The 18,261-nt window shown below is 66.2% G+C and carries 16 protein-coding genes; 8 read left to right on the top strand and 8 right to left on the bottom strand.

Translation table 11 applies throughout. From position 1 onward, the window contains the following. Positions 1-96: 96 nt before the first annotated feature. The 4 genes from BA062_RS16930 (at position 97) to BA062_RS16915 (ending at position 5,154) form a co-directional block, all read left to right on the top strand. Complete coding sequence (locus BA062_RS16930; protein WP_110337743.1) at positions 97-1,293, top strand: TetR/AcrR family transcriptional regulator; 1,197 nt, start codon at positions 97-99, stop codon at positions 1,291-1,293. A 47-nt stretch (positions 1,294-1,340) separates the two neighbouring features. After that, positions 1,341-2,537 carry a low temperature requirement protein A gene (locus BA062_RS16925; protein ID WP_110337741.1) on the top strand — a complete coding sequence of 399 codons (1,197 nt, stop codon included), beginning with the start codon at positions 1,341-1,343 and terminating at the stop codon, positions 2,535-2,537. A 106-nt stretch (positions 2,538-2,643) separates the two neighbouring features. Then, positions 2,644-3,939: an acyl-CoA dehydrogenase family protein gene (locus tag BA062_RS16920; protein ID WP_110338305.1), complete on the top strand. Its 1,296-nt coding sequence runs from the start codon at positions 2,644-2,646 to the stop codon at positions 3,937-3,939. A 9-nt stretch (positions 3,940-3,948) separates the two neighbouring features. Beyond that, entirely contained in the window at positions 3,949-5,154 is a 1,206-nt protein-coding gene (locus tag BA062_RS16915) for an acyl-CoA dehydrogenase family protein (protein ID WP_110337739.1), read from the top strand. A gap of 92 nt (positions 5,155-5,246) precedes the next feature. On the opposite strand, the gene BA062_RS16910 is transcribed toward BA062_RS16915, so the two are convergent. From BA062_RS16910 to BA062_RS16880, 7 genes are all read right to left on the bottom strand, one after another. Continuing rightward, positions 5,247-6,497, bottom strand: coding sequence for a tyrosine-type recombinase/integrase (locus BA062_RS16910; protein WP_110337737.1), 1,251 nt, complete (start codon positions 6,495-6,497; stop codon positions 5,247-5,249). Continuing rightward, the gene (locus BA062_RS16905) at positions 6,497-6,691 is read right to left on the bottom strand and encodes a helix-turn-helix transcriptional regulator (protein ID WP_110337735.1); all 195 of its coding nucleotides are present in this window, start codon (positions 6,689-6,691) and stop codon (positions 6,497-6,499) included. Before BA062_RS16905 ends, BA062_RS16910 begins: the two co-directional genes overlap by 1 nt. A 16-nt stretch (positions 6,692-6,707) precedes the next feature. Beyond that, complete coding sequence (locus BA062_RS16900) at positions 6,708-8,351, bottom strand: replication initiator (RefSeq protein ID WP_110337733.1); 1,644 nt, start codon at positions 8,349-8,351, stop codon at positions 6,708-6,710. Continuing rightward, on the bottom strand, positions 8,348-9,847 hold the full coding sequence (locus BA062_RS16895; protein WP_245959861.1) for an FtsK/SpoIIIE domain-containing protein: 1,500 nt from the start codon (positions 9,845-9,847) through the stop codon (positions 8,348-8,350). The genes BA062_RS16900 and BA062_RS16895 overlap by 4 nt, the downstream gene beginning before the upstream one ends. Before the next feature lie 341 nt (positions 9,848-10,188). Beyond that, positions 10,189-10,425, bottom strand: coding sequence for an AMED_5909 family protein (locus BA062_RS16890; RefSeq protein WP_228714189.1), 237 nt, complete (start codon positions 10,423-10,425; stop codon positions 10,189-10,191). A gap of 31 nt (positions 10,426-10,456) precedes the next feature. Beyond that, positions 10,457-10,780, bottom strand: coding sequence for a hypothetical protein (locus tag BA062_RS16885; RefSeq protein WP_110337729.1), 324 nt, complete (start codon positions 10,778-10,780; stop codon positions 10,457-10,459). Between the two features lie 29 nt (positions 10,781-10,809). Continuing rightward, positions 10,810-11,280 (bottom strand): hypothetical protein, encoded by a 471-nt coding sequence (locus BA062_RS16880; RefSeq protein WP_110337727.1) that lies wholly within the window; start codon positions 11,278-11,280, stop codon positions 10,810-10,812. Between the two features lie 192 nt (positions 11,281-11,472). On the opposite strand from BA062_RS16880, the gene BA062_RS16875 reads away from it, so the two are divergent. Continuing rightward, on the top strand, positions 11,473-12,354 hold the full coding sequence (locus BA062_RS16875) for a DUF5919 domain-containing protein (RefSeq protein ID WP_110337725.1): 882 nt from the start codon (positions 11,473-11,475) through the stop codon (positions 12,352-12,354). Next, positions 12,351-13,142 carry an inositol monophosphatase family protein gene (locus BA062_RS16870; protein WP_110337723.1) on the top strand — a complete coding sequence of 264 codons (792 nt, stop codon included), beginning with the start codon at positions 12,351-12,353 and terminating at the stop codon, positions 13,140-13,142. The genes BA062_RS16875 and BA062_RS16870 overlap by 4 nt, the downstream gene beginning before the upstream one ends. A 10-nt stretch (positions 13,143-13,152) precedes the next feature. Here the strand turns inward: BA062_RS16870 and BA062_RS39530 are convergent, their stop codons facing one another. Further along, on the bottom strand, positions 13,153-15,540 hold the full coding sequence (locus BA062_RS39530; RefSeq protein WP_146240047.1) for a hypothetical protein: 2,388 nt from the start codon (positions 15,538-15,540) through the stop codon (positions 13,153-13,155). 848 nt (positions 15,541-16,388) lie between these two features. Between BA062_RS39530 and BA062_RS16865 the strand changes: the two genes are divergently transcribed. Together BA062_RS16865 and BA062_RS16860 are read left to right on the top strand one after the other, a co-directional pair. After that, on the top strand, positions 16,389-17,486 hold the full coding sequence (locus tag BA062_RS16865; protein WP_110337721.1) for an LLM class flavin-dependent oxidoreductase: 1,098 nt from the start codon (positions 16,389-16,391) through the stop codon (positions 17,484-17,486). After that, complete coding sequence (locus tag BA062_RS16860) at positions 17,483-18,100, top strand: FMN reductase (RefSeq protein WP_110337719.1); 618 nt, start codon at positions 17,483-17,485, stop codon at positions 18,098-18,100. Before BA062_RS16865 ends, BA062_RS16860 begins: the two co-directional genes overlap by 4 nt. Positions 18,101-18,261: the final 161 nt, after the last annotated feature.

Below are 18,261 nucleotides of genomic sequence, written 5' to 3'. Positions count from 1 at the left end.
CCATCGCTGCGCTAATCGCTACTAACATAATCCGCCTCCTTCCCATGCTGTCAACGGGTTGTCATACGGTCAACTGACGCTAAGGTTGGATCACGTATGAACGAGCGAGCCCCCAAGAGCAAACGCCCGCGCGACCGGAAGAGCCAGCTGGCCGCGGTCGCGTCGGAGCTGTTTCGTGCCCGCGGCTACCACGGCGTCGGCATCAACGACATCGCCGCAGCCGCCGGGGTCACCGGCCCCGCGCTGTACCGGCATTTCGCCGACAAGCAGGCGATCCTCGGGCACGTGCTGCTCAGCGGCATCGAGGAGATGGAGACCGCCACCGAAGGCGCGTTCGAGCTCGCCGAGACGCCGACGCCGGAACAGATCAGGGCACTGCTCACCAGCCTCGCCACCAAGTCGGTGGAGCGCCGTGAGGTCGCCGCGCTGTGGCGCTGGGAGGGCCGCCACCTCGGCGCCGAGGACCAGCAGGCCGTCCGCGAGCGCTCGACGGCGATGCTCGCGCTGTGGGCGAAGCTGCTCATGCGCGTGCGGCCCGAGCTGGCCGCCGACGACGCCGAGCTGCTGTGCTGGGCGGTGCTGTCGGTGTTCGGCAGCGTGTCGGTGCACCACACGAGCGTCGCGAAGCGGCGGTTCGGCCAGCTGCTCGTGGACATCGCGCTGCGGGTGCTGCACACCGACCTGCCGGAGCCCGACGGTGAACCCGCGCCGGAACCCCCCGCCCCGCTCACCCCTCCGTCGCGTCGCGAACAGCTGCTCACCGCGGCGGCCGAGCTCTTCCGCAAGCGCGGTTTCACGGCCGTGAGCATGGAGGACATCGGCAAGGCCGCGGGTATCGCGGGGCCGAGCGTGTACCGGCACTTTCCCAGCAAGGCGGGCCTGCTCGGCGCCATCGGCCGCAGGGCGGCCGACCGGCTCGCGCTGGCCGCGGACCACGCCTTGCGGACGGAGGCGCCGTCGGACGAGCGGCAGGCGCTGCGCGGGCTCGCCGAGTCCTACGTGCAGACGCTCACGGGACCGCCCGAGCTGCTGGTGTCGTTCTCCGTCGACCGCGTGCACATCGACGACCGCGACCGCACCGACCTCGTGCGCATCCAGCGCGACTACGTCGCCAGGTGGGTCTCGCTGCTGGAGGCGGCGCACCCGGAGCTGAACCAGCGCGAGGCCAAGATCACCGTGCACGCGGCGCTGACGATCGCCAACGACCTCACGCGCACCCGGCGCGTCAGCGGGCGGCCGGGACTCGCCGCCGAGCTCGTCGCGCTCATGTCGGCGGCGCTCGATATCGCCTGAGGCGAACGACTCTCCCCTGATCGTGTGATGCGTGTCACTGTGACCGCATGCCGACGTCGCGTCGCCTGACCGCGGTCACCGAGGGCCACCGGGTGACCACCCTGGAGCTGTTCTTCGACCTCGTCTTCGTCTACGCGATCACGCAGACCGTGCAGCTGATGTCCGATCACCTCACGCTGCTCGGGCTCGGCCAGGGAGTCGTCGTGGTCGCCGTGCTGTGGTGGTGCTGGTGCGCCTACGCCTGGCTCGGCACCACCGTCCGCGCCGACGAGGGTGCCGCCCGCTGGGCGCTGTTCGGCGCCATGACGGTGATCATGCTGATGGCGCTCACCATTCCGGAGGCGTTCGGGGACTTCGAGGGCGGGCTGTACGCACCGCTGCTGTTCGCCGTCTGCTACCTGCTCGTGCGGCTGCTGCACCTGGTGGCCTACCTCGGGGCGGCGAGGGAGGATCCCGAGCTGCGCTCGGTGGTGCTGCGCAGCACCGCGCCCGGCATCTGCGGCGCGCTCATCCTCGCCGGTGCCGCGTTCACCGGTGGCTGGACGCAGCTCGGGCTCTGGGTGCTCGCGCTCGGCATCGACTACGTCGGCGTGCACGTCGCGGGGGCGCGGGGCTGGCGGGTGCCCGCGCCGGGACACTTCGCGGAACGCTTCGGGCTCGTGGTGATCATCGCCCTGGGCGAGTCGATCGTGGCGATCGGCGTCGGCATCAGCACCCTGCCGATGTCGTGGCTGGTGCTGCTCACCTCGGGGCTCGCGCTGTCGGTGTCGGCGGGCATGTGGTGGCTGTACTTCGGGGTGGTCGCTCACGTCGCGGAGCGCAGGCTCACGACCGCGACCGGCGAGGAGCGCGTCAGGCTGGCGACCGACTCCTACACGTACCTGCACCTGCCACTCGTCGCCGGGATCGTGCTGCTCGCGCTCGGGATGAAGAAGGCACTGCTCTACGTGGCCGACACCGAGCACTACCCGCCCGGCGCGGCATTGCACGGCGTCGCGCTGTGGGCGATGACGGGCGGGCTCGCGCTCTATCTCGTGGCGCTGAGCGCGCTGCGCAGGCGCAACCTCGGCGGCTGGAACGTGCAGCGCCTCGCGGTCGCCGCGTTCCTGCTCGCCGTGACGCCCGCGCTGGAGCTGCTGCCCGCGGCCGCGCTCGTCGCCGCGGTCGCGGCGGTCACAGCGGCGCTCGTGACGTTCGAGCGCGTCGTGCTCGCGCAGCGGCGCGCCCGCCTGCTCGCGCACTGAGCGGGCCCTCTGGCGCGCGGCCCCCACGAGGCGTTAACCTACTCGCGAGTAGGTAGCGAAGGGGATGACCGTGAGCCGACAGACTCCGCAGCGCAAGCGCGATGCGATGGGATGGGGCCTCGCCGCGCTCACGCGGCTGGCCGGCAGCAGGACGATCGAGCGTGCGGGCCTGCGCAAACCCGTCGAGAACGTCGTCTCGGCCGCCACCAGGGGCGGGTTCCGCGCGGTGGGTGCCACCAGCAGGGCGTTCAAGGCGACGTCGCGGCTCGGCAAGCCCGCGAGGCTGGCGCCGGCCCCCGACGCCGGGCTGTTCGACCTGACGCCCACCGAGGATCAGCAGCTGATCGTCGAGACGGTCGGCGAGTTCGCCGCCGAGCAGCTGCGGCCCGCCGCGGCCGAGGCCGACACGAAGCTGGCCCCACCGGACGGTCTGCTCGGCCGCGCGAGCGAGCTGGGCGTGACGCTCGTCGGCATCCCCGAGGAGCTGGGCGGGGTCGGCACCGAGCGCTCCGTGGTCACCAACGCGCTCGTCGCCGAGGCGCTCGCGCACGGCGACCTGGGGCTGGCCGTCGCGGTGCTCGCCCCCTCCGCCGTCAGCACCGCCCTCGTGCAGTGGGGCGACGAGGATCAACAGGCGACCTACCTGCCGTCGTTCGTCGGCGAGAACGTGCCCGCGGCGGCACTGGCCCTTCAGGAGCGGACCGCGCTGTTCGACCCGTTCAAGCCCTCGGTCACGGCCAGGCGCACCCCGAAGGGCTACCGGCTCGACGGCGCGAAGTCGCTCGTTCCGCGCGCGGCACAGGCGGAGCTGTTCGTCGTGTCCGCCGATCTGGAGGGCCGCGGCCCCGCGCTGTTCATCATCGAGTCGTCCAGCGAGGGCGTGAGCATCGAGGCAGAGCCCGCGATGGGCCTGCGGGGCGCGGCGACCGGGAAGTTGTTGCTGGACAAGGTGAACCTGCCGGCGGGCGCGCTGCTCGGCGGCGGCAAGCCGGACGCCTTCGCCGACGTCGTGCGCCTCTCGCGGCTCGGCTGGGCGGCGCTCGCGTGCGGCACCGGCAAGGCCGTGCTCGACTACGTGATCCCCTACGTCAACGAGCGGCAGGCGTTCGGCGAGCCGGTGAGCCACCGTCAGGGCGTGGCGTTCCAGGTGGCCGACATCGCGATCGAGCTCGAGGGCCTGCGCCTGGTGACGCTGAAGGCGGCGGCGAGGGCCGAGCAGGGCAAGCCGTACGCGCGGGAGGTCGCGCTGGCGCGCAAGCTCGCGACCGACAAGGGCATGCAGATCGGCAGCGCGGGCGTGCAGCTGCTTGGCGGGCACGGCTTCGTGAAGGAGCACCCCGTCGAGCGCTGGTACCGGGACCTGCGCGCGATCGGCGTGCTCGAAGGCGTTGTTCTTCTCTAAGGGGCTGCAGTGATCAATCTCGAGATTCCGAAGAAGGCCCAGACGCTGGTCAACCAGGCGTACCAGGCCGCGGCCGAGGTCTTCCGGCCCATTTCGCGTAAGTACGACCGCGCCGAGCACTCGTACCCGGCGGAGCTGGACATGCTGGCGGCGCTGCTCGACGGACTCAACTCCTCGGGTGAGGGCGGCGCGGGCGCTGCCGGTGTGCGGCGCAAGGACGACGACACGAAGGGCAATCGCAACGGCGGCAACCTGAGCACGGTGCTCGGCGCGATCGAGATGTGCTGGGGCGACGTGGCGCTGCTGCTGTCGATGCCAAGGCAGGGTCTCGGCAACGCGGCGATCGCGTCGGTCGCCAACGACGAGCAGTTGCAGCGCTTCGCGGGCATGTGGGCGGCGATGGCGATCACGGAGCCGGGTTGTGGCTCCGACTCGGCCGCGATCACGGCGACCGCGACGCTCGACGGCGACGAGTACGTGCTGAACGGCGAGAAGATCTTCGTGACCGCGGGCCAGCGAGCCGACGCCGTGGTGGTCTGGGCCACCCTGGACAAGTCGAAGGGCCGCGCGGCGATCAAGTCGTTCGTGGTCGAGAAGGGCACACCCGGTTTCGAGGTCGTGCGGCTGGAGCACAAACTCGGCATCAGGGCGTCGGACACGGCGGTGCTGCGGTTCGAGAACTGCCGGGTACCCCGGGAAAATCTGCTGGGGACGCCGGAGATCGACACGAGCAAGGGCTTCGCCGGGGTCATGCAGACCTTCGACAACACCCGCCCGCTCGTGGCCGCGATGGCGATCGGCGTGGCGAGGGCGGCGCTGGAGGAGACGGGGCGCCTGCTGGCCGAGGCGGGCGTGAAGGTGGACTACGACAAGCCGGCGAACACGCAACACGCGGCAGCGGCCACCTATCTGCAGCTGGAGGCCGACTACGAGGCGGCGTACCTGCTGGCGCTGGAATCGGCGTGGATGGCGGACAACCGCAAGCCGAACTCACTGCAGGCGTCGATGGCGAAGGCGAAGGCGGGCCGCTCGGTGGTCGACATCACGCTCCGCTGCGTCGAACTGGCGGGCACGCTGGGCTACACGGAGGAACTCCTGCTGGAAAAGTGGAGCCGCGATGCGAAGATCCTGGACATCTTCGAAGGCACGCAACAAATCCAGCAACTGATCGTGGCCCGTCGCCTTCTCGGAAAGACCTCCGCCGAGCTGAAGTAGCTTACGCAGCAAGGGAAACCGCCCGTCCACTGTGTCTCGCAGTGAACGGGCGGTTTCCTTCTCTCGGAGCATCACGAATCCTGGTTTCATGATCAGGCCGCCTGTAGGCCGTCATTCGGCTCAGGCCGTCCGAACACTCCGTCGACGGCCACCCGAGCGCGCTCGTGGCTGGACGGCACCAAATGCGTGTAGGTCCGTAGGGTGAACCCGGGGTCGGCGTGCCCGAGGTAGTCGGCCAGCTCCTTGATGGACACGCCCTGCGAGAGCAGCACCGACGCGTAGAAGTGCCGCAGCGCGTGCATCCCATCCGCGCGCCCGCGATACACCAGCTCGGCTTCCCGGAACGCGCCCCGCCACACCACCTTGGCGAACAGGTCACCCGAGTAAAGCCGTCCCTCTTCACCGGTGATGAGCAACCGCACCGTCACCGGCTCACCTTCCGGCTCCCGCCACGGCAACGTGACCGCAACGGCCGGATACCGAGACTCGTGATCGCGGATCTCCGCGAGGACACTTGTCGACACGGGCACGATCCGCGTCTTGCCTCCCTTCGGTGGCGCGAACACCAGCGTCCGGCCGATGGTCCGGATCTGTCGCTGGAGGTGCACGGTCATCTCGTCATCATCGAGGTCGTCCGGCGAGAAGCCCAGGATTTCCCCTTGCCGCAGGCCGAGGCCCGCACCGAGCGGCACGATCACGGAGTAGCGCTCCTCCAGCCCGCCGCGCACGGTGCTCACGCGCTCCTCCGGCCACACCACGACCTTTGGACTCCGGCCGACCGGGCGACGCACCGTCTTGGCCCGGCACGGGTTCTCCCGGATAAGCTTGTCCTCCACGGCCGAGTCCAGGACACCGGACAGCACCGTGAACAGCACGAGTTTGTAGTTCTCGCTGAACTTCCGACTGTCGAGGTATCCCAGCCACTCGCGCACCGTGGACGGCTTGATGGACCCGATACGCAGGTCACCGAAGCGCGGGTAGATCTGGCTCTCCAACCGGCTGCGCAGCACGGCCCGCGTGGCAGCGTCCGGTGACTGCCCCATCAACCAGTTCTCGGCGACCTGCCGGAACTTCTTCCGCGCCGCCTGCGGATCGACGTACTTGCCCTCCCGCTTGTCCGACTCCATCTCGATCAAGAAGTCTTCGGCCCGCTTCTTCTGCTTGTCCGGGAAGGACTTCGACCGTTCCTCGCCGTCCGGGTCGAGGTAGCGCACCTTGTAGCGCTTGCCCTTGCCGTACAGCTCGGTGCGCTCCATGACCGGCCTGTTCCGCCCGTCGAGCAGAATCTTGCCCGTCTCCGGGTCACGAGCAGGCCGGAACCAACGGTCCTGGATGTGTCCCATCAGGCCGCCTCCGCCGATCCGTCAACCCAGGCCCGCACCTTGGCCGGGTCGTAGCGAAGGTGACGGCCGATCTTGCGGACCGGTGGACCCTCACCACGCCACTTCCACTGGTAGAGCGTCTTCACCGGGATGCCGAGGTAGTCGGAGACCTCCTCGATCGTCCACAGCCGCTCGAATTTCGACACCGTGCCCATCACGTTCCCCCTGTCATCAAGCCGCCTGCTGAATTGCCGAAGTTTCTGGCGCACCTGGTGGCCCTTGTGCGGCGAGTAGCGCCCGGTCGTACTCGGCCTTCCACGTGACCCGTTCGGCGATCGCGTGCATGAGCAGATGAGCCCTCGGCGGAACCTGCTGGTCACCAGGCGCGACCTTGCGCCAGATCAGTCGGGAGGTGTCTTCCTCCGGTTTCTCGATGCCGACTCCGGCGAGCATGTCCCGCACGAACCGCTTGCGGTCGGCCTTGTGGTCGGCCAGCGACTTGCCGGACCACTTGCGCGACACGAGCACCCGCCGTCCGGGCAGGCCAAGGGTGGTGCGCCGATGTGCCCGGCCCTTGCACCTGCCGGGCACGGTCTTGGGGTTCGCGCCCACGGGTTGGATGCCGTAGAGCAGCCAGACCGCGCACCGGGGCGAGCACGGGGTGATCGCCAGCTCCGCGTGTAGCCGGTCGTGGTGATCCCGTTGCCGGTTGCTGGTGGCCTCGACGACCTCGCCCGTGGACTTGGTGAGGTACTTGGTCAGGTAGCCGATGTGCCGCCCGGCTTCCTCGGTGCCGCCGAGGATGCCCTTGGAGTGCACCTGCCGCCCGAAGGTGACCACATGCGCCGGTTCCTCCACGGCTTCCACGGCGTCGTGCCACTCTGTCAACGGACGCCGCGTGGCCGGGTCCACGAAGCAGGCCGTACGCGAGTCCCAGACGGGCACCTGGTCGCCGTCGTAGACGAGCCAATCATGCGCAGGCCACCAGACTTGGTGGTAGGTGGCCGCGGTGACCTGCCGGATGACCTCGTGCGAAATCGATCCCCGGATAGCGGCGTGCAGGTGCGGGGCCGTCCGCTTCTGCGGCTCGACCGTCGCGAAGTACTGCACGTCCCAGCCGACGACCCGACGCAGGTTCTGCCACCACCGGTCCACCAGCGACGAGAAATGCACCGCATCCCGCGCCGCCCGTCGATAGTCGTAGCTCGCCGGGTCAACGGGTGTGCCGTCCTCCCGCACTCGCCCATAGGTGTCACAGGTGAGCGTGACGAACATGGACGGCCGGAACTTCCCTGCGTACTCGCGTCCCACCGTGGTCTTGGCGACCTTGCGGGTAGGCAGGTCCGGGGCATCCTGCCGCCGCTTCGTGGAGCGCTTGGCCGGCCTCTTGCCCGGAGGCTCCGGCGAGGGCAGCCGACCCCGCATGCCGAGTTGCCGAAGTTCTTCGTCGACGCCCCGGATCTCTTCGCGCAGCTCCTCCGCATCGCACTCGACGCCCTCGGCCAGGGCCTGCCGATAGGCGTGCACGAGATCGGCCCGGAACTCGAGCAGCTCGGTCTGCTGGCGGGTCGGTGGCTCCGGGGTGAAGTCCGGTTCCTCGGTCAGGTGCCAGCCTTCCCGGCACTGCACCATCCGCAGCGCCTTGGCCTTCTTCGCGCACGGAGCGCACACCGACTCGACCGTGGACCCGCACGGCACAGCGACGTACCGCAACTCACCGGTGTCCGGATCGCCCACCTCCATCGTGAAAGGCCGGACACACACGCCGTGCTTCTCCGCCGTGGCCTTGATGACCTCGGCCGAGAGCGGCTGCCGCATCCGCTGCGCACGGGTCTGCCCCGCGACATCGGCAGGGAACGAAGCGACCTCGGTCATGCCGCAACACCCCCGCTCTGCGACCCGTCCTGCGGTGTGGGGAAGGCCAGCACGTCAGCACGGTGGACCGGCACCCCGGTCACATAGGTGACCAGCTCATCCAGGTCGGTGTCTGTGACGTGGAAGGCCCGTGCCCGGAACGGTTCCCGTCGTCCCTCTTCCTTGGCCCAGCCGACACCGGGCGTGTGCTCGGAGATCTCATGCGCCGTCGCCCCACGTTCCCGCACGCCATCGCCAAGCACCATGTCGACCTGCGCCTTCTCGTCCAGCCGCATCGCGATGCGCGTGGAGAACAGGTGCCGGAAGCTGATGACCTCCTTGCGCGGGTCCTGGAGCAGACCGAGCACGCACACGCCGGGGGCACGGCCCTGACTCGTGATGGTCTGCACGGCCCGGCTTGCCCGCTCTCGCAGGCCCTTGTCGGTTTGGTAGGCGATCACGTCGGCCAGCTCGTCGACCACGAGCAGGATGAACGGGTCGCCCGTCTCTGGGGTCCACGCCCGCAATCTGCCTCGGTACCGGGTCGCGCGTTCCTTTACGGTGGCCGCGATCTCTTCCAGCAGCGCTACGGCATCAGGGCCGTTGTCGAACACGACCCGGCTGAACACCTCCGGAGCTTGGCCGAGCTCCATGCCGCCCTTGGGGTCGATCCCCGCCAGCCGAACGCGGCCACTGCGGATCAACGGCGCGAGCGCCCACACGATCGACCACAGCAGCGAGCCCTTGCCCGCACCCGAGACACCCACGGTCAGCAGGTGCGTGCCGAGCAGCCGAACCCGCCACGGCTTGCCGGTCTCCGTCCGGCCCACCGTCACGCGCTTCAGATCCACGCTGGCCGCATCGTCGGTGAGCGCGGGCACGGGAACCGGCCGCACGAGCGGATCCCGGTGCACCAGGTCGAGTTCGAGCCGACCCGGCTTGCGCACCCGCACCCGGCACGACTTGGCCTTGAACGCGTGAGCCAGACCCGAGGCCCGCAGCTCCCACTGTTCGGGTGCCTGCCCCTTCACCATCCGCACGCGCACCCGATCACGCCAGCCCTCTGAGCGCACCCACCCGAGCTTCGGTCGGTACTCCTTGCCCCGGCTGGTCTTCACCAGGTCCGACAGCCGCATCACCGTGCGCCACTGGCACGCGTACACCGAGAACCGGCGAAACTCCGTGCGCGGCTGCGGTGCCACGAAGCGGTCGAACGACGAGGCATGCCGCCAGCGCCACAACGCAAGCACCAGGACGACGGCCAGCAGTGTGAAAGCCAGAACCCAGTGCCCCGCCGTGGCCTGGAGCCAGCCGACGAGCACCGCGACCGTGACTGTCAGCGGGTAGCGCCAGAGCACCCGGCCGAGCTGCAACAGCAGCCAGCACACAAGCCAGGTGAACACGAACGGCGCGATGAGGTACTTGACCCAGCGCGGCAGGAGGGTCCACCACGGCAGGCGAGGCCGGGAGATCTCCAGCGGTGCCGGGTCGGCCCAACGCGAACCGTGCACGCTCATCGGGCCTCACCTCGATCCCCGCTCGGGACGTCGAGGGGAAGGCGACCAGCGCAGGCCGCGCATTTCTTGTCGCCAGGGGCCAGCCGGGCGAACCGCTTGCATGATTCGCATCGCATCCGGGTGACCCGGGTTGACATCGATCGGCGATCGTTGTCTATGGTTGCCAATGTCTACTCCGTCTGGTGTGGACAGCGCAGGAGCGGCAAGGTTGGTAGCCAGGTTCCGCTTCTGCGCCTTATGGTTCAAAGTTCCGTTTTCAGGACGTGCTTCATCGCCGCACGACCCAGCGTGCGTTGATTGTCTATAGTGGACTTTGTTGTTTTCTTCGGCGTCTCGGTTTGCTACCGTTGCGCCAGCGCCTCCGCTCTCCGTTGCTCACGCTCCGCCCAGTACAGCGCCTCGTGGTGGTGGCCCCGGTCGATCTCCGCGACCGCCGCGTACACCGCCGCACTGCGCCGGTAGAACTCCAGCCGTGCCGCAGGCGAAGCGTCCTCACCCGGCATCAGCGCGCTGAGCGCTTCGTGTGCCTGCATCAACGTGCGCGCCTGCTTCGCCAGCCGCCACCCTTCCTGACTCACCGATTCACCCCTTTGCTCATGTCCATCACGCTCACCCGCGCCGACGAGCGCCAGCCCGTTCGGGCGGCCGTACGGAGGCCATCCCGCACGAGCGAGCGGCCGAGCGCGCCTGCCAGTCCTGCGCCTGCTCCTCGAACGCCTGCGCCGCCGATTCCAGCGCCGCCAACATCCACCAGGACAACTCCGGATCACCGGCGATGCTTCGCCAGGCGGCCGCGACGGCCCAGGAAGCCGAAGCCATCTCCTGAGCCGTCGCCGCGTCCACCTCACGAGTCCGGGCCGCCAGATCCGAGGCCGCGCCGTAGCGCCGGTACGCCTCTTCCCAAGCCCGGACCAACTTCTTCGCCACCATCACGACGCCTCCAGTCAGGCGTTACCGCGCGCTCACGCGGCCTTGGCAGCGGACTCGCCCGCCGGAGCGGACGACTTCCCGGACTGAGCCGACCGGCCGCCACCGGCAGCGGCGTTTTTGAAGCCGGTCGCCCGGAACACGTAGGACTGGTACTTGAACTCACCGTTGCCCGCCACGCGCGGCTCAGCGGTCAGCCCGGCCAATTCGATCGGCCGCATACCCGGCAGCGCCTCCGGGGTCGTCGGCACCGGCTGCACATCAGCCAGCAACGTGACCTCGTAGGACGCCCGCTTGGCGTTCGGCTCGGTCGGGTCGGTGACCGTGACCTTCCACTGCCGCTTGCCGGTCACCTCATCGATGCGCTGCCGGGCAGGCTTGCCCATCGCACGGTCCTCACGCGACTGGTACTCGTTGTCCGGCGACACCTCACCGACCATCACCAGCCCCTGCGGGAACGCGTCATCGAACTCGATCGGGAATCGGTACCCCTTGGGGATCGCCATAGCTGTTGTGACCCTTTCCTGTCTCCGTCCGGCCGCACGGTTCGGCGGCACACTCCTAGATTCGGTCAGGTGTGGGTCCCGTCACGACACCGCGCATGTCGCGTCTCGAACTTCTAACTCTCGTCAAGTCTCGTCTTTGTCTCATCCGAGTGGTACGGTCGTCTCTTCACCGACGTCACGGGGGATGAGTCGATGGCCGACAAGCCGATCGTGCTGAAGGTCCTGCTGCGGCAGCGGCACCTGCAAGGGCACCGCGCGTTCTGCAAGGAGTACGACAAGCTCGCGAAGCAGATTGAGCCCGATCTTGTCGGGAGCTGGCCGAGCAAGGCGCAGTTCTACCGTTGGCTCTCTCGCGATATCCAGGGCCTGCCGTACGCACACCACTGCCGGATACTGGAAGCGATGTTGCCCGGCTGGACGGCCGAACAGCTCTTCCAGGAGCACACAGGGGGCATCGAGTTCGTACCCGAGCCCCCAGCCTCGACCGGCACGGGCCGCCCGGCAAAGGCAGCACAGCCAACCGCGCAGGGCATGGCCGACGTGACCGCCGTGTTCCCGAGCCGACCCGCGTTCTCGCACGAGATCCCACCGCACAAGCTCTTCGACGGAGCCGAGCAGATCAACATGGTCGGCCTCTCGCTCAACCTGCTGTGCCAGAGCTACCCCGACCGATCGCTACTAGACCTGCTCGAATCGGGGACCGTGGTCCAGTGCCTGTTCCTCGACCCGGCCGGCCGCTATATCACCGAGCGCGAGCAGGAGGAGTCGCACCCCCAGGGCGTGCTCTCCACGCTCACCACGCTGAACATCCAGACGTTGCAGCGCCTCCAAGGCAAGCTCTCGCCCGAGGCGCGGGGGAACCTGCGCATCCGCACCTACGACGAGGCCGTGCGGTTCAACATCACCGTGATCGATGACGCCACCTGCGTTGTACAGCCCTACCTGCCAGATGCCCGCGGGGTCGAGTCCCCGACGCTGGTGATCGAGAAGCAGCCTGGACCACCGGGCCTGTTCGAGACGTTCTCGCAGGTGTTCGAGTCGATGTGGGCGCGTAGCACGGAGGTCACCACGTGAAGGACCTGAACGACCTGCTCACGATCGCGCAGGAAGCCGCCGACATCGGCGCGAAGTTCATGACGACCTCAGCGCCGGGGGCCGTCCGCGCCAAGGGTGACCGCGACTACGTGACCGAGCTGGACGTCAAGATCCAACACGAGATCCAAGACCACCTACGCCGCGCAACCCCGGACATCGACTTCCTCGGCGAAGAGGAAGGCGGCGGCAGCATCGATGAGAGCACCGAGTACGTGTGGGCCCTCGACCCCATCGACGGCACCTCGAACTTCACCCACGGCATCCCACTCTGCGCCACCTCGCTAGCCCTGGTCCACCGAGGCGAACCCGTCGTGGGCGTCATCGTCGCGCCGTTCCTCAACCTGCGCTACCACGCCACCAAAGGCGGCGGAGCGTACTGCAACGACAAACCCATCCACGCCAGCGAAACCACCGACCTAAACCGCGCCATCGTCTCCATCGGCGACTACGCCACTGGCGAAGGAGCAGCCGAGAAGAACCGCCGCCGATTCGCCGTCACGCAGGCGTTGGCCGAGAACGTCGAGCGTGTGCGCATGTTCGGTGCGGCGTCGTTAGATCTCGCCTGGGTAGCCGAAGGCCGCACTGATGCGTGCGTGATCCTCAGCAACAAGCCCTGGGACATGGCTGCAGGAGCCCTCTTGTCCAAGGAATCCGGCGCAGCTCTCACAGATAGCACGGGGAAAAAATACTGTTTCAGCACAACCTCTATCACTGCGACAACGCCGAGCATCTCGGCTGAAGTAACCAAGCTAACCAAGAATCTGTGAGCACACACTCTTAAATTAGGTTAGTGGAACCAAAGGAAACCAGTGGATTTGACAACGAATGCTCGACGCGACGCGCCGGGCGCCTCGGAAAATTGCGCCAGAATTCTCGATATGCCGAGTCGCTTACCGCTCGAAAACGTAGCGGCTCATCACCCGTCCGCAGCACCGCTCCAACGACTAGGACTTGCCGCTCGCCAACGCTCGGAAAACCGGAAAGATGAACAATACTAGGCCGCTTCAGCCAAACCTCGGGGCCACCATCTGATCGCATCAGGACACGTCGACGACCATACATGTCAACGTCTGTCGAGTACATTGAGAAGGTCAATGGATAAAGCCCCATGTTGACCAGTTCACTCACTCGAATATCAACCTCGGCCGCCGACCGCAAGATGTCATCTCTCGTCGGCACCTCTTCATTGTGGTGCATGAACCCGTTACGCACAGAAAGAACACCAGCAGAATTGAGCCCTTTCACAACAGACCTTAAGGTTTGCGCAATCATGTCACGAGCACTCTCTTCCAGATCAAGGAAAGGGATCCTGGATTGGAAGGGAAACTCAAAAGGTGAACTTACCTCTCTAATTGTCCGCGGCCACTCTGCAACAGGTCTTTTGTGACCATCGGAATTCCTCGACGCCTCAGCAAAGAAATTGCCCAGAGCACTAAAACAGGTCAACAAATCACCCAATGCCATATTCTCTATTGCATCGGATTCCACCTTGACCCGCCTAGCCTTCAGCCACGTGTCCATAAACTGGCTTGCAATGCCCTTCGAGTATTCAAACTCTGCGCCTTGACCATAGTGATCGTTTATTAGCGCCCAACCAGTGAAACATAGCACAACCTTAAGTACTTCCTCAAGACTAACAAATAGCTGACTAGCATCACCCCTAATCTCGCTCGCGTCTTTTCTATCAAGCCGCGCCGGGAGACTTCTCGCGATCCTTTGCACTTCGCTGAGGTTTCGACGGAAATGTACTAGCGCCTCGTCGGAGCTTTGATCATCGAATCCGATATGCCAAGATATAATCGCACATATGTCGTCATCACTCAGATTAGAAATCAGCTCCGGAGAGAGATCAAGAAGCTCGAGGACCGTAGTACATGCCTTTTCATCCGCAACAATCAACTTCCTTACTATCGACAGTGGCGGCTCATCCGACATCGCCACAGAGAGCTTTTTCTCAGCCGTATCCCCTTCGAATCTTCTAAGAGCCCAACGAATTCTGTTCGTCGAATCTTGGTCGCCAGGCGCGAAAATTGCAGAGACTAGCTGTCGGAGACGAAGTTGAATCAACCCCTCCGGTGGCGAGTACCGAACCCCCAGAGCGGAAGCTTGCAGCCGGATATCCATCGGCCCTGATCCATCCTGTCTTATACGGGCACTCCTAACTTCTCCCGCTGGGATCTCAATTCCCCTCGTTCGAATAAGTCGATTCAAGCAGGTATGTATCTGCCTATCCGAAGCGAGCAACGTAATCTGCAGTAGTTGAGCTTCATCAAGACTTGCCGCGAACTCTGCCGCAGAACGAACTTCGATATCGATCGACTCACGAATCTGCCGCCTCAAGCTCCCATTCGTAGAATCAAGAAGCGAAGTAAGGAGCAACCTAATCTCATCAGTCGTAAAGCAATCTAATAAGAAATAGGGGAGGCTACCATTATGCGACCAGGAGAACGGCGGCACCTTAGCTGCAAGGAATCTAGTGACGGCATCTAAAAATTCTTCATTCCTTTGATGCTTCTTCGAAAGCTTTTTTCTAATCTGCTCTGTAGACTTCTCTAAATTGCACTCTCCGGATGTCAAGTAGATAGGATGAACCGAGTGACAGTCGATCTCTTCACAATGAAACCCAGGCAAAGCATACGGCGGCGGAATGTCTCGCCAGTATTTCGTCTCGAGCAACCCATACGGACCGGACACATAGGGGCCCAGCTGAAACACACCTTGCGGCAGATCCGCCAAAAGCGACTTGCTTTCGTCGTAACTTGGCCTAATGTGACCATGAAAAGCCGAATCGGCTATTAGGTCGTATATTCGCCTACCATAAACCCACGGAAGTACTATCTTCTTCCTCTTTATCTCAGATGAGATATGCGCGCGAAGGGCCTCGACGTCGATGGCTTCTAGATCGATAAGTATGTCAGCCCCTGACCAACCGTTTAGAAATACGGCAAGCTGAGATTCGTGAAGCCCAACACTTCCGCCTTTCTCCTGGTTCGCAATCCGAGCTCCAAGCCGCGTCAACTTGATCTGCGAGGTCAACGCCCGAGGCGGATCGTATTCATGATCGAAGAACCCCAGCTCAATGAAGTCTCCGAGATGGAAGCAGCGCACGAGTGTTTCTATCTCGTTCTCTGAGGGCGCACTACTGACTTTCGCCTCGTCGCTCAACGTGAAGCCACCTCGCGATCGGGTTACATGATAATTCCTTGCCGAATTTGGCTCTATGGGATCAAGGCGCGCCGCCGACGGCGGCGCGCACGTCGCCTCGCGACATCGTGCTCGGGCGGCGGGCCGCACCCATCCCGGCACACCGGGCTCCCGCTCCGCTACGCCCGGCGGCCGGCCGGTGCGGCCCGCAACGCCCGGCACGGGTCGCCAGCCGCCAGCGGCGCGCATGTCCACGTCGAGCAAGCCCCAGTCCCCTCATCAGCGTCGTATCTCGTCGGTCGCTCACTGCGAGTGATCCGTTACGGGCTCCCTCCGCCCCGACGCCGGATCGTGACAACGGCCGGTCGCACCGCGTCAAGGGCGCTGGCGCGTCGCTGCGCGATCTTCGACCCTTGACACGGCACCACCGGCCGCGTGTTCGGCTTCATGTCGGGGTGGACGGGGTGAGCTGGGCAGGCTCGCGCCAGGCCGTCTCCAGGCCGTGGGAGGTCGAGCAGAGGCGAGTAGCCGCGAGAAACGACGGCAAACGTCTGCGCAGGTCAGAGGCGGTTTCTAGCTCAATTCGCCAGGTGGCCGCTGACCGGCCGCAAGATCCTGGACATCTTCGAAGGCACGCAGCAGATCCAGCAACTCATCGTCGCCCGCAGGCTCCTGGGAAAGACGAGCGCGGAGCTGAGGTAGCCACAAGCCTCCCTCTGCAGTGAAGGCCACCTTGCCTGCGTTCAACGCAGTGAAGGTGGCCTTCACTGCAGGTCAGGAACCCACCCTCAGCCAAGGAATACCTCCGGCCACCTTGCCGTTAGGGTAGGTAGTTGAGCAAGCAACTACTTCCGAGCAAGGTGATTGGGATGCAGTTCGGGATCTTCACCGTCGGCGACGTCACGACCGATCCCACCAACGGCACGACGCCGACCGAGTACGAGCGCATCAAGGCGATGGTCCGCATCGCGCTCAAGGCCGAGGAGGTCGGGCTCGACGTCTTCGCCACCGGTGAGCACCACAACCCGCCCTTCGTGCCGTCCTCGCCCACGACGATGCTCGGCTACATCGCCGCGCGCACCGAGCGGCTGATCCTCTCCACGTCCACCACGCTGATCACCACCAACGACCCGGTGAAGATCGCCGAGGACTTCGCCATGCTCCAGCACCTCGCCGACGGCCGCGTCGACGTGATGATGGGCCGCGGCAACACCGGTCCCGTCTACCCCTGGTTCGGGCAGGACATCCGCCAGGGCATCCCGCTCGCCATCGAGAACTACGCCCTGCTGCACGAACTCTGGCGCAAGGACGTCGTCGACTGGAAGGGCCGCTTCCGCACCCCACTCCAGGGCTTCACCTCGACCCCGCGCCCGCTCGACGGCGTTCCGCCGTTCGTCTGGCACGGCTCCATCCGCAGCCCGGAGATCGCGGAGCAGGCCGCCTACTACGGCGACGGCTTCTTCGCCAACAACATCTTCTGGCCGAAGGAGCACTACATGCGCCTCATCGGCCTCTACCGCGAGCGCTACGCCCACTACGGCCACGGAACGCCCGAGCAGGCGATCGTCGGGCTCGGCGGGCAGGTGTTCATGCGCAAGAACAGCCAGGACGCGGTGCGCGAGTTCCGTCCCTACTTCGACAACGCGCCGGTGTACGGTCACGGCCCTTCGCTGGAGGACTTCACCGAGCAGACGCCGCTGACCGTCGGCAGCCCGCAGCAGGTGATCGACAAGACGCTCACCTTCCGCGAGTACTTCGGCGACTACCAGCGCCAGCTGTTCCTGATGGACCACGCCGGCCTGCCGCTCAAGACCGTCCTCGAGCAGCTGGACATCCTGGGCGAGGAGGTGGTTCCCGTGCTGCGGAAGGAGTTCGCGAAGAACCGGCCTGCCGAGGTCCCGGACGCGCCCACGCACGAGTCGCTGCTCGCCAACAAGCCCGACGAGGTCCCCGTGGAGGCACGATGAACCCGCTGAAGCTGGTGGTCGTCACGGCCGGGCTCACCCAGCCGTCGTCCACGCGGCTGCTGTCCGACCGGCTCGGCGAGGCCGTCACCAGGCAGCTCGCCGACGAGGGCCGTGGGGTGGACGTCCACGTGATCGAGCTGCGCGAGCTGGCCGTGGACATCGCCAACAACTTCGTCACCGGCTTCCCCAGCCCCGCACTGAACGCCGAGCTGGAGGCGGTGACGGCGGCCGACGCGCTCATCGCCGTCACCCCGATCTTCACCGCCTCCTACAGCGGGCTGTTCAAGTCGTTCTTCGACGTCGTGGACAACACCGCGCTCACCGGCAAGCCCGTGCTGATCGCGGCGACCGGCGGCACGCCCCGCCACTCGCTCGCGCTGGAACACGCCCTGCGCCCGATGTTCGCCTACCTGCGGGCGGTGGTCGTGCCCACGGCCGTCTACGCCGCGGCCGAGGACTGGGGCGCGGCCGACGCCGAGGGGCTCTCCGGCCGCATCGCCCGCGCGGCGGGGGAACTGGCCGAGCTCATGGCGGGCAGGCCGGCCACGAGTCACGCCACGGACGAGGTGATCCCGTTCGAACAGCAGCTGGCGGCCCTGCGGGCCCAGCAGTAAGCAGAGCGGAACGCGGGGTGCCGGGCACCCCGCGTTCGGCTCGGGATCGGTCTGGACGAGGTCGCCAAGGCCCGCGCCATCCTCGCGGCGATCGAACAGCGGCACCGCGAGGAGCTGGGCGAGCAGACCTACCGGACGTTCAGAACCGCACTCGAGATCAT

It is taken from the genome of Prauserella flavalba, assembly GCF_003202235.1.
Taxonomy (GTDB): domain Bacteria; phylum Actinomycetota; class Actinomycetes; order Mycobacteriales; family Pseudonocardiaceae; genus Prauserella_A; species Prauserella_A flavalba.
Note: the sequence above shows the minus strand (reverse complement) of the source record. Positions and strands in the feature narration are given on the sequence as shown.

What these genes read in the sequence shown, in the direction of transcription:
- BA062_RS16930 (WP_110337743.1), top strand. Translation starts at nt 97, where the DNA reads ATGAACGAGCGAGCCCCCAAGAGCAAACGCCCGCGCGACCGGAAGAGC.
- BA062_RS16925 (WP_110337741.1), top strand. Translation starts at nt 1,341, where the DNA reads ATGCCGACGTCGCGTCGCCTGACCGCGGTCACCGAGGGCCACCGGGTG.
- BA062_RS16920 (WP_110338305.1), top strand. Translation starts at nt 2,644, where the DNA reads ATGGGATGGGGCCTCGCCGCGCTCACGCGGCTGGCCGGCAGCAGGACG.
- BA062_RS16910 (WP_110337737.1), bottom strand. Translation starts at nt 6,497, where the DNA reads ATGGGACACATCCAGGACCGTTGGTTCCGGCCTGCTCGTGACCCGGAG.
- BA062_RS16905 (WP_110337735.1), bottom strand. Translation starts at nt 6,691, where the DNA reads ATGGGCACGGTGTCGAAATTCGAGCGGCTGTGGACGATCGAGGAGGTC.
- BA062_RS16900 (WP_110337733.1), bottom strand. Translation starts at nt 8,351, where the DNA reads ATGACCGAGGTCGCTTCGTTCCCTGCCGATGTCGCGGGGCAGACCCGT.
- BA062_RS16895 (WP_245959861.1), bottom strand. Translation starts at nt 9,847, where the DNA reads ATGAGCGTGCACGGTTCGCGTTGGGCCGACCCGGCACCGCTGGAGATC.
- BA062_RS16880 (WP_110337727.1), bottom strand. Translation starts at nt 11,280, where the DNA reads ATGGCGATCCCCAAGGGGTACCGATTCCCGATCGAGTTCGATGACGCG.
- BA062_RS16875 (WP_110337725.1), top strand. Translation starts at nt 11,473, where the DNA reads ATGGCCGACAAGCCGATCGTGCTGAAGGTCCTGCTGCGGCAGCGGCAC.
- BA062_RS16865 (WP_110337721.1), top strand. Translation starts at nt 16,389, where the DNA reads ATGCAGTTCGGGATCTTCACCGTCGGCGACGTCACGACCGATCCCACC.
- BA062_RS16860 (WP_110337719.1), top strand. Translation starts at nt 17,483, where the DNA reads ATGAACCCGCTGAAGCTGGTGGTCGTCACGGCCGGGCTCACCCAGCCG.